The organism is Leptothrix ochracea, assembly GCF_041083635.1.
GTDB classification, from domain to species: Bacteria; Pseudomonadota; Gammaproteobacteria; order Burkholderiales; family Burkholderiaceae_C; genus Sphaerotilus; species Sphaerotilus ochraceus.
Genome location: NZ_JBFPHB010000006.1, coordinates 1 through 11,952, shown reverse-complemented (window position 1 = coordinate 11,952; position 11,952 = coordinate 1). Strand labels below are relative to the sequence as shown.

Below are 11,952 nucleotides of genomic sequence, written 5' to 3'. Positions count from 1 at the left end.
GACACAATCCCGCGCCTGCAGGCTGGTCCAACCGCGCTGAATGCTAGCTGAGAGGTTTTCGGGCCATGAGGATAAAAGTGTGACTTTCTTGTACTTTGGTTATGGATCGAACATGGAGCGCACCTCGCTGCGCGCCAAGGGTGTGGCGCCGCTCGCATCGCTGCGGGCCACCTTGCCCGGTTGGCGTTTGCGCTTCAACGTGCAGCACTTTTTTCTCCACGAAGGTGGGGTCGGCAACATCGAACCCTGCACCGAGGCTGGCTCAGCGGTTCAAGGGGTGCTGCATCGCTGCGAGGACCATCATTTGGCCTTGCTTGATGACGCTGAAGCCTATGGTCACGGCTACGACCGCATCGAGGTGGCGGTGAGTACCGCACAGGGCCCGCAGCGGGCGATTGCCTATGTGGGCATCCCGTCGTTCCTCAATGAGCACTGTCGGCCCACCCAGCGTTATCTGAACATCTTGCTCAAAGGCGCCCAAGCTGCGGGTCTTGACGCGGCCTACATCGAGGCCTTGCGGTCGCAGCCGGTGCATGTCAATCCGCCCGTGGCCCCCTTCGAGCCGCCGGCGGGCGTCTTTCCGGTGTTCACGGCCCAGACCTTGACCTTGGATCCGCCGCTGACGGCTTTGGCCGGGTCGGTGTTCGATATGTCACCGGCGCGCTGGCAGCATGATTTCCTCAAAGGCTATTTCGGCGGCAAAGACATGACGCTGTTTCACTTGCGGCGCATGGATCAATCCGACGGCCACGAGTGCTTGGATGATTTGCGTCATGACCGCTTGAGTTGGGTCCAGCGGGCCTATTTGGACGCTTATCTGCATGCCTACAATGCCGAGTACCGCTACGTCGGGCGCTTTTCCTACGATTGATTGGAGTCTGGTTTCATGGATACTTTTCCGCCTGCCCTGTCACACGGTGCTTTGGAAGAAGTTTTTCCCGACATCTTTGTGGTGACCGGCGCCATGCAGACGGTCTTGATGGGGGCGCACTGGCATTTCAGTCGCAACATGACCGTGGTGCGCAGCGGCCAAGAGCTCACGTTGATCAACAGCGTGCGTCTGGATGCCGACGGGCTGGCCCAGCTTGAGGCTTTGGGTCGCGTGACCCATGTGTTGCGCATCGGCGCTTTGCATGGTCGGGACGATGCCTTCTACAAAGATCGCTATGGCGCCACCTTCTGGGCCTTGCCCGGCATGCCGATGCCTGAGGGCTTGCAGCCCGACAAGCTGATCAGCGCGGATGAGGGGGCGGAGCGGCCCTTCCCAGATGCCCGCTTCGTTGTTTTCCAATCGACCAAGCTGCCTGAGAGTTTGGTGCTCATTGAGCGTGCGGGCGGCATCTTGGTGGCGTGCGATGCGCTGCATAACTGGCTGGCGCCCGATGCGTTCTTCTCGGACGAGTCGCGCACGATGATGGCCGAGATGGGTTTCTTCCAAGAAGCCAATTTTGGTCTGGTGTTCTTGCAAGTCAGCGAACCCAAGCGTGAGGATTACACCCGTCTGCTGGCGCTGGATTTCAAGCACGCCCTGTGTGGTCATGGTTCCCCCCTGCGTGAAACCGCCAAGGCCGCCTACACAGCCCGCTGCGAGCAAGTTTTTGGCCGCTGACGGGTGGTGATTCCCGGGTACGTCCTCGGCGAGCGCATCCATCGCTCGGCGCTTCACAGCATCTACCGGGCTGTGCGCTTGGATGACGCTCAGCCCGTGATCATCAAGACGCTGGAGGCCCCATACCCCGATCGGACGCATGTCGCCGCGCTACGGCGTGAGGGCAGCATCCTCCAGCGCCTGCACACCGGCCATGAGCCCGTGATCGGTGTGGTCCGCCTGCTGGATCAAATGGGCCACGGCCACGGCAACTGGGCCTTGGTGTTGGTGGCGCTGGACCATGACTTGGGGACAGCGCGCCGACGCCAGCTTGGGCAGGTTTTCCCGGTTGAGCGCTGCTTGGCCATCGGCATCGACCTGAGCTTGGTGCTGGCCAAGATCCATGCGCTCGACATGGTGCACAAGCGTTTGCAGCCGAGCAGTGTGTTGTTTGACGCCGCTGGCACCTTGTTCCTGAGTGACTTCAACGGGGCTTGCGAGTTGGGGTTGGAGCGCCAGAGTCCGGATGCGATGGCGCAGCAAAGCCCAGCGAGTTGGCCCTATCTTTCGCCCGAGCAGACCGGGCGCATGAACCGTGACCTAGACCACCGCTCGGATGGCTACGCCCTCGGTGTGCTGCTGTTCGAGATGCTCACCGGACAGTGGCCGTTTCAGGCCGAGACCGTGTTGGCGTGGGTGCACAGCCACATCAGCAAACCGCCGCTTTCACCCAGCGATCTGAATCCGTCGATTCCGCTCATGGTCTCGGCCATCGTCCTTAAATTGTTGGCAAAGAACGCTGAAGACCGCTATCAAAGCGGTTTTGGCCTGCTCAACGATTTGCGGCGCTGTCAGCAAGACTGGCGACAAACGGGCACGGTGGCACCTTTCGTGCTCGGGCAGCATGACATTTCCAGCAAGTTGCAGATTCCGCAACGCCTGTACGGTCGAGAGCCTGAACTGGCCGCTTTGATGGCGCTGTTCGAGCAAGTGGCCGCAGGTCAGACCGAGCTGTGCATGGTCTCGGGCTATTCCGGCGTGGGGAAGTCGGCGCTGGTCAACGAACTCAGCAAACCCTTGGTGCGACGCCAGGGGTATCTGATTCAGGGCAAATTCGATCAATTTCAACGCGGCACGCCCTACGCGGCGGTGGCCATGGCATTCCGGGCCTTGGCTCGGCAGTGGCTGGCTGAGTCGCCCGAGCGTCTTCAGGCGTGGCGAAGCAAGCTTGTCGCAGCGGTCGAGCCCAACGGCCAAGTGCTGATCGATCTGATCCCCGAGCTGGCGCTGATTCTTGGCCCGCAACCGGCCGTGCCCGAGCTGCCGCGCGCCGAGGCCCAGAATCGTTTTCAGCTCACCTTGCTGAACTTTGTGCGCGTCATCACCCGCGATCAGCCGTTGGTCATTTTTCTCGATGACTTGCAGTTCAGCGACGTCGCCACCCTGCACTTGATCCGCTGGCTGGCGGCGGCGCGAGATCTGCAACGGGTGATGTTGATCGGTGCGTATCGCAGCAATGAAGTCGGTGCGGGCCATCCTTTGCGCTTGATGCTCAACGAGGTCGAAGGGCTGCGACGGGTCCATGCTTGGCCGCTGCAACCGCTGGATTTGGCCTCGGTCGAGGCCTTGGTGGCTGACACGTTGTCCACCGATCGGGCCAGCGTCCAGCCTTTGAGTGCTTTGCTGCATGACCAAGTTGAGGGCAATCCGTTCTTCCTCAACGAGACGCTGCGTACCCTGGCGCAAGAGCGTGTGCTGCATTTTTCGCCGCACTTGGGGCGTTGGCAGTGGGCGATGGCCGCCGTACGCCGCCATGGGCTCAGCGGTAACGTGGTCGATTTGGTGGTCAGCAATCTGCGCAAGCTCGACCCAGCCACTCAGCGCGTCTTGCAATTGGCGGCATGCATCGGCAATACCTTCGATCTGCGCACCCTGTCGATCATTCGCGAAGCGTCGATGGATCAGACTGGGGCAGAGCTTTTGCCCGCTTTGCAGCGTTACATGGTCCTGCCCTTGCATGCGGACTACAAGCTGGTGGGGCAGGCCGCTGGGGCTGGCACGGGGCTGAATCCGAGCTACCGTTTTCAGCATGACCGGGTGCAGCAAGCGGCTTACGCCTTGATCGACGAGGACCGCAAGCAGGCGGTGCATTTGTCCATCGGTCGCTTGATCCAGCGTCATGCGAGCGAGGACGAGCGGCGCGAGCAGCTCATCAACATCGTCGGCCACCTCAACGAAGGACGCCGGCTGATCGAAGACCCGGCCGAGCGTTTGGCCTTGGCGGCGATGAATCTGGCGGCCGGCATCTTGGCGCAGCGTTCCTCGGCCTACGAGTCGGCGCGGGGCTATTTGCAGATCGGCCAGGACCTGCTGCCCGCTGATGCTTGGGATTCGGCCTACACGCTCACCATGGCGCTGGCCATGGAATCGCAGCAATGTGCTTATCTGACAGCGCAGTTCGACGAGGCCGAGCGCGGGATCGAGCAGATGCTCAGCCAAGCCCGCACGGCGCTGGAAAAGGCCGAGATTCTGTCGATGCGCACCCGCCAGTACGCCACCACCGGCCGGATGGTCGAGTCGATCGAAGCCGCGATCATGGGCCTGAACCTGTTGGGTATTCGCTTCTTGGCGGATCCCGACCGCGCGGCCATCGCCCGTGAGCGTGCCAGCGTGCGTCGTGCCTTGGCCGGGCGCCGGATCGCCGATCTGATCCATGCGCCGCCGCTCACCGATCCGCACCAGCAAGTGGCGATCCGGCTGCTGATGGAGATTTTTCCGGCGGCGTTTCTCTCCGGCAGCGGCAATCTCTTCCCGTTTCTGGTGCTCAAGTCGGTGGCGATCTCGCTGCGCGGTGGCAACAGCCCCGAGTCGGCGTTTGCCTACGCGGCTTACGGCATGTTGCTCTGTGGCGTGCTGGAAGATCCGGCCTTGGGCTTCGAGTTCGGGCAGCTGGCGGTTGCCATGAACGAGCAGCTCGACGACATCGCGCTCAAGTCGCGAGTGATCTACCTCTACACGATGTTCATCCATCACTGGAGCCGACCGTGGGCGAGCATGACGCCGTGGTTTCGCAAGGGCATCGAGGCGGGCTATCAGTCGGGCGATCTGCTGTACCTTGCCTACAGCGCCCAGGATTGCATCATCTGGGACCCGAGTCTGGATCTGGAGGCGGCCGAGCGCGAGCACGCTGACTACCTCCAGATCGTGCGCGACTGCGCCTACCAAGACTCCTTCGATTCCGGCTCGCTGTTTTTGCAGATGCAGCGCAACTTTCTCGGCCGCACCGATGCTTTGTGCTCGATGAACGACGCCAGCTTTGATGAGCAGCGCTGCGTGGCCGGCATGGTCGAGCGCCATTTCATGACCGGTATCGCCAACCATCACATCTACAAGGTCGAGATCTGCTTCCTGTACGGCGCCTTGGATCAGGCGCTGGTGCATGTGCGGGCCCAGGATCAGCTGATGGCGTCGGCGATGTCGCTGCCGCAGCTGGTGCGCTACCACATCGTGGCCTTTCTCACCTTGGCCGCTTGTTTACCGGCCATGAGCGCCGAGGAGCAGGCCCGCACCCGCCAGCGCCTGGTCCGTGACCATCAGCGCATGCGCCGCTGGGCGCGCCACTGCCCGGACAACTTCCTGCACTTGCAGCTCTTGATGCAGGCTGAGCTGGCGCGGCTTGATGGCCGGATCGAAGCGGCTTTGCGCGCCTACGAGCGCGCCATCGACGCGGCCCACGCCAGCGGCTTTATCCGCGACGAAGCCATGGCTCACGAGCTGGCGGGCCGGCATCTGTGGTCGGTGGGCCGACACAAGGCAGCCGAAGGTTATTTGCGCGCTGCTTTGCATCTTTATGAGCGCTGGGGCGCTAAACGCAAGGTCGAGCATCTGAGCGAGGAGTTCGCCGCGATCTTCAAGGTTCGGCACGCGGGTTTGGCCGGGACGGGTGCCGCGACCTTGGACATGGCTTCGGTGATGAAGGCTTCGCAAGCCATTTCGGGTGAGATCGTGCTGGAGCAACTCTGGACCACCACGATGCGCATCATGTTGGAGAACGCCGGCGGCCAGCGCGGCTGCTTCGTGGTGCGCAAGGACGGGGCTTTGCACATCGAAGGTTGGGTCAGCGAGGATGCGCCCGACCGCTCTGCCGTCGAGACCCTGCTGCCGATGGCCATCGTCCATCAGGTGTTGCATAGCCACGCCCCGGTGGTGCTGAACGACGCCAGCCGGGCAGGGCACTTTGCGCGCGACCCCTATTTGCTGGCGCATCGGCCGCAGTCGGTGCTGTGCATCCCGCTACAGCGTCAGGGCAAGTTCGAAGGGGCGATCTACATGGAGAACCGGCTGGCGGTCGGGGCCTTCACCGAAGATCGCATCGAGGTGCTGCGTCTGCTGGCTGCACAGGTGTCGATCTCGATCGAGAACGCCAAGCTCTATGAAGATCAATCGCGGCTGATTGAGGCCCAAAGCCACTTTGTGCCCAGTGAGTTTCTCGAAAGCCTGAATCACCACGACCTGGCCCGCGTGAGCTTGGGCGAGCATGTGGCCAAGCGCATGAGCGTGCTGTTTTGCGATCTGCGAGGCTTCACTCCCTTGGCCGAGCGCCTTGATCCGCGCACCGTGATCGCCTTGCTGAATCAGTTTTTTTCCAGCATGGAGCGGCCCATCACCCAGAGCGGCGGTTTCATCGATTCCTTTGCGGGCGATGAGATCAAGGGGCTGTTCGACCAGGCCTCGACCGACGCGGCGGTGCAAGCCGCTGTGGGCATGTGGCGTGCCCTGGACGCGCTCAACGAACATTTGCGCGCCACCGATCAGCCGACTTTGCTCATGGGCGTGGGCCTGAACACCGGGCCGGTGGTGTTGGGCACGGTGGGGGCGCGGCAACGCATCCAGTGCTCGGTGATTGGCGACACCGTCAATCTGGCCTCGCGCATCGAGCAGCTCACCAAGCTCTACGGTGCGCCCTTGCTGATCGGTGAGCACACCTTCCGGGCTTTGGCGCAGCCTGAGGCGTGGGCCATTCGCAAGGTGGACCGGGTGGCGGTCAAGGGCAAGAACACGGCGGTCGAACTCTACGAGGTGATCGATGCCGAGCAGCCCGAACGGCGCGCCGCCAAACTGGCCACCGCGCCGCTGCTTGAGGCGGCCATGCAGGCCTACTTCGGGCGGGATTTTGTTGGGGCGCTGGCGCTGCTGCAACAGATCATCGAGCGCGATCCCGAGGACTTGGTGCCGCCCCTTTTTGTCGAGCGCTGCCACCGCTACCTCGCCGCACCCCCCAGTGCTGACTGGCAAGGTTTCGAAAAACTCACCAGCAAATAAGCCATCAGCCCTATAAGCCATATAAGCCACGAGGACGGTGTTGCATGACCTCACGTCGCCGCCAAAACCATGCCGCCCCCCATACCCATGCTCATGCTGCGACGCGCTCCGGGGCCTACTTCATCACCGCGTGCACCCAAGACCGGCGTTGCTTGTTCGGTGACATCAGCGACGGCGTGATGCACCTCAACGCGCTGGGCGAGATCGTGCAAGCCACATGGCTCCAGCCGCCACCTCGCCAACCGCAGGGCTTGAGCCGAGGCGCGCTGGTGGTGATGCCCAACCACATCCACGCCATCGTTCGCATCCAAGCGTCTACGGCGGCCCCGGTCTGCCTACGCGACGAGATCCGCGCCTTCAAGTCCCTCGTCACCCAGCGCATCAACATCGTGCTCGACACCCCCGGCGCCATCGTCTGGGAACGCCACGCCCACGAACACCTCCTGCGCTCCGACCTCGACGAAGAACGCGCCACCGCCGCACTCCTCACCAACCCCCAACGCTGGTCGGACGACGCCTTGCATCCGGATGTCGGGCGGTTCGAGCCCTGACTGAAAGCCGCGGTGGCCCCCATCGCGCGGGTTCAAGCCTTCTTGATGGGCGGCGCGGTCGTAGCCGATATGCGGTATCAGCGCCACAACGGGGGTGAGCGACTCAGGACTGCGAATGGAGATCCATGTGCAGTCTGTTTGCTGTGCCAGTTCTGCGAAGAAAACAGACCGACTGAGTCGCTGGGCGACGACGTTGGCTGAGGACGAGTTGAATCGAACCCGCCCAAACTGAATATGGAATCTGCCACCGCGTGATGCTTGCGTTGATGGGACAAGGTTGGACCTGCGCGGGGAGTGCTCGTTTAATTCAAGGAGGCGCTTTTAGGAGCGACCTCGGCTAACGAATGGAGCCCCCGCGCGCGTCTTTCATCAGGGTCAGCGGCATTAAAGGCCGCATCAAAGACCGGTTGTCGTTTTGCAGTCCGCACCCTTGTTTTGCTTGAGATGCTGTCGTCGCGATGGAGAGATTCAGATCACTTATTCCCAGGCGAATTGCTGCGCAATTCGTCAGGGCCTACTTTTGCTTGACATATGGGGATGCCCTTGTAGTTTGAATTCATCGGCCTGCGCGGCCTTTCGCGCAGGTCCGGTGGAATGATGGGTTGGGCCTGCCGGTCATTATTTAGGAGCAAGCTCGCCGAACCAGTAGGCTGCCGTGACTCCTCCATCCATGAGGAAGTCGCTGCCTGTGATGAACGCTCCGTCCGACCCCATTAAGAGAGCGCCGACATTGCCAACTTCATCCGGGGTTCCGGCGCGTCCGACCGCGGAAAGCTCGATCATGCGCTTATAACCTGCGCCGCGTGGGCCTGTCAGTTCGTCCTTGGCGAGAGGAGTAATGATGATGCCTGGACTGATTGTGTTGATCCGCGCGCCGCGCTTACCCCACCTTACCGCTTCGGCCATTACCCGTAGCGAATTGCCACGCTTGGAAATTTGATATGCGTGGAGTGAATCCGTCACGCGGTCTGGTTGAAGCATGGGAAGTGCGAGCAGATCGTCGGCGGGAGTGGTGGCGAGTGCCTTGTATTGCTCAGGTGTTAGCGCCGGGAGGCGATGGCCAGACTGGGACGCGATCACGACACCTGCTCCACCACGAGCGATGACATTGCCAAATTCTTCAAGGACGAGCGCAGTACCAAAGAGATCGACCTTCAGGATCGTGGCTGGCGATGCTTGCGATGGGGATACCCCTGCCGCGTGAATAACACCGGTTATGGAGCCGAACGCAGCGGCTGTCTCGACAAGCGCATGAACCGACTCCCGCGAAGAGACATCAACGATCGCTGTACTGACTTCAAAACCGGCCTCGCTCAGTACCTTGGCAGCAGCATCGGCGTTTTCTTTGCGGATATCCGATAGCAGAACGTGCTTGCCTGCGCTTACGCGCCGCGCGATTGCCTGACCGATTGATCCGGCGCCGATAACGACGATTACATCTGTCATTGCAGTCTCTCCCAAAACCAAACCACTTTGAGTAAGCATTGAGCCTTGCGAAGGCTAAAGGTAGGCCCAACGTTTGAATTCAGCAGACGCCGAAGGCGGTCTGCTGGAATGTATGGTTGGACGCCATGACGGTGATGGTGTCACCTGATTGCATTGCAATTTGAAAATGCCCATTCGTGGGCTCTTGGATCTCAAGTATCGAGGCTGAAGGCCCCCACGCTAAGGTCGCTGGCACCAACAATTGGGTGACACCAGAGAATGTGATGCTGAAAGGAAATTCGAATTGCGGCGAACCGGAAAACTCAAAAACACAGGTTCGAGTACTCCACTCGAATTTGATCGACTCGAGCGTTGCATCGTGCATCTCTGCTATTAAAGGAAACGTTTTCATGACGACCAACGCCGGCGTTAAGGGGCGCCGCGCTTGGCTTGGCCGAAGCGACGCGATATATGTTGGCGTCCCCTTGAACAACCTGTTAGGCCGATGAGACTGCTAGGCATTGGCATGCACCTTTGCCATGAGGGCTTTATGCCCTTCAGGACCCGACGCGTCCCATTGTTCGAATAGTCCAAAAATGAACAGCCTTTCATTCACGGTGAGCGCCGGGACTCTATCAAGTGATTCCGCCTTGAAGGTTTGCCACGCTTGCATAAGCGCCTTGAATGCGTTTTCGTCGTTGATCCAAACGTTGCCAAGCCACTTGTCAACAAGAAAGCGAAGCCTCTCAATGTCATCCTCCGAGCGCTTCCAATCAGTGATCCAACGCGCCAGATCACTTTGAAGATCGGCGTGTTCGGTGGGAATCAGCAGCGGCAGATCGTCAATGGTCATCGGTGTTTCTTCTCATGGGCCTAACGTTGTAAATCACCGGACGCAGGCAAGCGCAGCTTGCCGGAGGTCCGGTGGATTGGAATGTTAGCCATCAGACCTTCTCCCAGTGCAAAGACACTTGAGCAGGTTTGAGCGAACTGACGGCACGATAGGCGGCACTGTCACGGATGAATGCCGAAAAAGACTCGACGTCTGCGACCGAGCTGCACCAGCGATTTGCTACCGGGATGGCGCGTAACTCTGGCGAGGGCGGGAAGTAGGCAGTGCAGTGGAGTTGGCTAATGGCGTCATCACCGAAGGCGCCGGAACTAATGAATTGGCGCGTAATGTCAAATTCAAAGCGCTCGCCGTGGCCCCAGTCGAAGACGCCCCATTGAAACAGCAGCATGTCGGACTGTGCGTCCGTAGCGAGACCAGTGGCGCGAACGGACTGGTAGAACGACAACGTGCGCTCAACCAACTGAGGCACAGTTAGCTCGCTCTGGGCGAGGTGCTGTTGCTTCAGGAACTCCTGAAACGAGACGAGAGAAGTGGATGGTTTCATTGGTTTGGCATCGGACGCGGCACAGCAGTCGGCAAGTGCAACTACCGCAGTGGCCAGTGCAGACTTAAGGAGGGTACGGCGCGTGAGGCTCATGTGATGGCTAACGCCCAAGTTAACCGGCAAAAATGCGGAGCATTTTTGTCCGTGTTGAACGCCGAGTTAGGCCGCACATCGCCCACTCTCGACTAGAGATAACCTGTGAAAGCAACCAATATACGTTCCCTCCAAGGCCGCGTATTCGATGACGTACTTGCCAGGAGCCAGACGAACCTCCATGAACTCGTCCGCGCGTAAACCCGCAGCACCGTCAGCGGCGGAATTGACGAGAAAGAAGTCCGTGTCTTGAACATTCCAAGACAACGGGTCTTCCCACGATGCCGCCACAAGTTCAGCTTCGGTTGGCAACCAACTGCCGCAAGCCACAACATTGTGGGGTGCATGCCAGGTGTGCTGGTCGTACTCTGTGTATAGAACGAGTGCTGATGCGTCGGCGATTGGCAGGACTCCGCGACCAGGCCACGCGGAAGCGCAAGCACGGTCATAGTCAGTGAGTGGGGCCTTCGTGTTTAGTTCGGAGTACTTACCAGTTGCAGGATTGATCCCGCCTCGCCATTGCGAAAGGAGCCGCGTCGGAATCAGCAGCGGCGGTGCGCCAGAGAAGTCGAGCCAGCGAGTCATAGTCGTAGTTTGTGAGGCCTAACGTTGCGATTAAACCGGTTGCCGAAGGCAATCCGGCTTGAATAGCCTGTTAGGGCTTGGGCGGCAGGGTACCCTGGTGGTGCACGGTGCCAAGACAAAGCCGACGAGACGAACGCCACGAGTCGTGGCTTTACGCAACGCTAGCATGGTGTGGAACTGTCGACTAGTTTCCAAGTACGGTCCACTTTTATAAAAGTCTTGCTACACGTGTAATCGCACGCTTCTTCTGATTTGTTTGGCTTCGCGCAGCAATATTCCGTCATTACCACATCTGGATTTTCGCTATTCATCAGCGTGATTGCAGCCGTTACTGTGTTTAAGGAAATACCTTTGGGTAGGTTCTCACGCGAAAGCTGAGACTTTGCTTGTAATTGCGCGCTCGTCACGGACGGATAAATAATGGCTACAGAAAACGGAAATTCATTTCCCCGATTACGATTCGGCGGCGCCGTAAAAAATTCTTCTCGGGTAATCGGCTCTAGTTCAACCGCCCACCACTTTGGCCCACGTTCGGTGCACCCACTTTTCAAATTTGTCTTGACGATCCGCAGCTCTAGAGGATGAACGCCCTCAGCAAGAGGAATAACGGTAACTTTCGTGCCGATCATGGGTTTTTGTTTGAACCCAAAGATATTCGTAATGGATATCTCTTTCCACGGTGGGAGAAAATTTCCAACATTGTTTCTGTGTTCCGATTTTCTCCAAACTTCACCCACTGCAACGGACTGAATTTCAGGCGCATCTACCGGGGCAGTCGTGCCAGCACTACAAGGCGTATACGTAACTAGCATTATCAGTAAGCATACTTGGATCTTCATGACGAGCGCGCTCTCAATCAAGGGCCCTAACGTTTGAATTCAGCGGACCAGCCAGCGTTGCTGGCGCAGGTCCGTTGCAATGAGTGGTTATGCCTTCCCATGCCGACCATTTCGAAGTGCAAGTCGGCATAGCAGGCCGGCTTGCCCTAGAG

Annotated in this window: 10 protein-coding genes; 4 read left to right on the top strand and 6 right to left on the bottom strand. The window is 59.7% G+C overall.

Annotation, left to right across the window (positions count from 1 at the left end; all coding sequences use genetic code 11):
• Positions 1-79 precede the first annotated feature (79 nt).
• Genes AB3X39_RS02570 through AB3X39_RS02555 form a run of 4 tightly spaced genes read left to right on the top strand, consistent with a single transcriptional unit; the run spans position 80 to position 7,461 of the window.
• Positions 80-871, top strand: coding sequence for a gamma-glutamylcyclotransferase family protein (locus tag AB3X39_RS02570; RefSeq protein ID WP_369415792.1), 792 nt, complete (start codon positions 80-82; stop codon positions 869-871).
• A 15-nt stretch (positions 872-886) separates the two neighbouring features.
• Positions 887-1,609, top strand: coding sequence for an MBL fold metallo-hydrolase (locus tag AB3X39_RS02565; protein ID WP_369415791.1), 723 nt, complete (start codon positions 887-889; stop codon positions 1,607-1,609).
• 6 nt (positions 1,610-1,615) lie between these two features.
• Positions 1,616-6,910, top strand: a complete 5,295-nt coding sequence (locus AB3X39_RS02560) for an AAA family ATPase (protein WP_369415790.1) — start codon at positions 1,616-1,618, stop codon at positions 6,908-6,910.
• 44 nt (positions 6,911-6,954) lie between these two features.
• The gene (locus tag AB3X39_RS02555; RefSeq protein WP_369415789.1) at positions 6,955-7,461 is read left to right on the top strand and encodes a transposase; all 507 of its coding nucleotides are present in this window, start codon (positions 6,955-6,957) and stop codon (positions 7,459-7,461) included.
• A 618-nt stretch (positions 7,462-8,079) separates the two neighbouring features.
• Here AB3X39_RS02555 and AB3X39_RS02550 read toward each other — a convergent pair.
• The 6 genes from AB3X39_RS02550 to AB3X39_RS02525 all read right to left on the bottom strand — a co-directional run bounded on the left by AB3X39_RS02550 (position 8,080) and on the right by AB3X39_RS02525 (position 11,800).
• Complete coding sequence (locus AB3X39_RS02550; RefSeq protein WP_369415788.1) at positions 8,080-8,907, bottom strand: SDR family oxidoreductase; 828 nt, start codon at positions 8,905-8,907, stop codon at positions 8,080-8,082.
• Between the two features lie 79 nt (positions 8,908-8,986).
• Complete coding sequence (locus tag AB3X39_RS02545; RefSeq protein WP_369415787.1) at positions 8,987-9,298, bottom strand: hypothetical protein; 312 nt, start codon at positions 9,296-9,298, stop codon at positions 8,987-8,989.
• 102 nt (positions 9,299-9,400) lie between these two features.
• A complete protein-coding gene (locus AB3X39_RS02540; RefSeq protein ID WP_369415786.1) occupies positions 9,401-9,739 on the bottom strand; it encodes a hypothetical protein in 339 nt (112 codons plus the stop codon).
• Between the two features lie 91 nt (positions 9,740-9,830).
• Positions 9,831-10,376: a hypothetical protein gene (locus AB3X39_RS02535; protein ID WP_369415785.1), complete on the bottom strand. Its 546-nt coding sequence runs from the start codon at positions 10,374-10,376 to the stop codon at positions 9,831-9,833.
• 66 nt (positions 10,377-10,442) lie between these two features.
• Entirely contained in the window at positions 10,443-10,961 is a 519-nt protein-coding gene (locus AB3X39_RS02530; protein ID WP_369415784.1) for an Imm21 family immunity protein, read from the bottom strand.
• Between the two features lie 161 nt (positions 10,962-11,122).
• The gene (locus tag AB3X39_RS02525) at positions 11,123-11,800 is read right to left on the bottom strand and encodes a hypothetical protein (protein WP_369415783.1); all 678 of its coding nucleotides are present in this window, start codon (positions 11,798-11,800) and stop codon (positions 11,123-11,125) included.
• Positions 11,801-11,952: the final 152 nt, after the last annotated feature.

Coding starts and splice junctions, on each gene's coding strand:
- AB3X39_RS02565 (WP_369415791.1), top strand. CDS start 887: ATGGATACTTTTCCGCCTGCCCTGTCACACGGTGCTTTGGAAGAAGTT.
- AB3X39_RS02555 (WP_369415789.1), top strand. CDS start 6,955: ATGACCTCACGTCGCCGCCAAAACCATGCCGCCCCCCATACCCATGCT.
- AB3X39_RS02550 (WP_369415788.1), bottom strand. CDS start 8,907: ATGACAGATGTAATCGTCGTTATCGGCGCCGGATCAATCGGTCAGGCA.
- AB3X39_RS02545 (WP_369415787.1), bottom strand. CDS start 9,298: ATGAAAACGTTTCCTTTAATAGCAGAGATGCACGATGCAACGCTCGAG.
- AB3X39_RS02540 (WP_369415786.1), bottom strand. CDS start 9,739: ATGACCATTGACGATCTGCCGCTGCTGATTCCCACCGAACACGCCGAT.
- AB3X39_RS02535 (WP_369415785.1), bottom strand. CDS start 10,376: ATGAGCCTCACGCGCCGTACCCTCCTTAAGTCTGCACTGGCCACTGCG.
- AB3X39_RS02530 (WP_369415784.1), bottom strand. CDS start 10,961: ATGACTCGCTGGCTCGACTTCTCTGGCGCACCGCCGCTGCTGATTCCG.
- AB3X39_RS02525 (WP_369415783.1), bottom strand. CDS start 11,800: ATGAAGATCCAAGTATGCTTACTGATAATGCTAGTTACGTATACGCCT.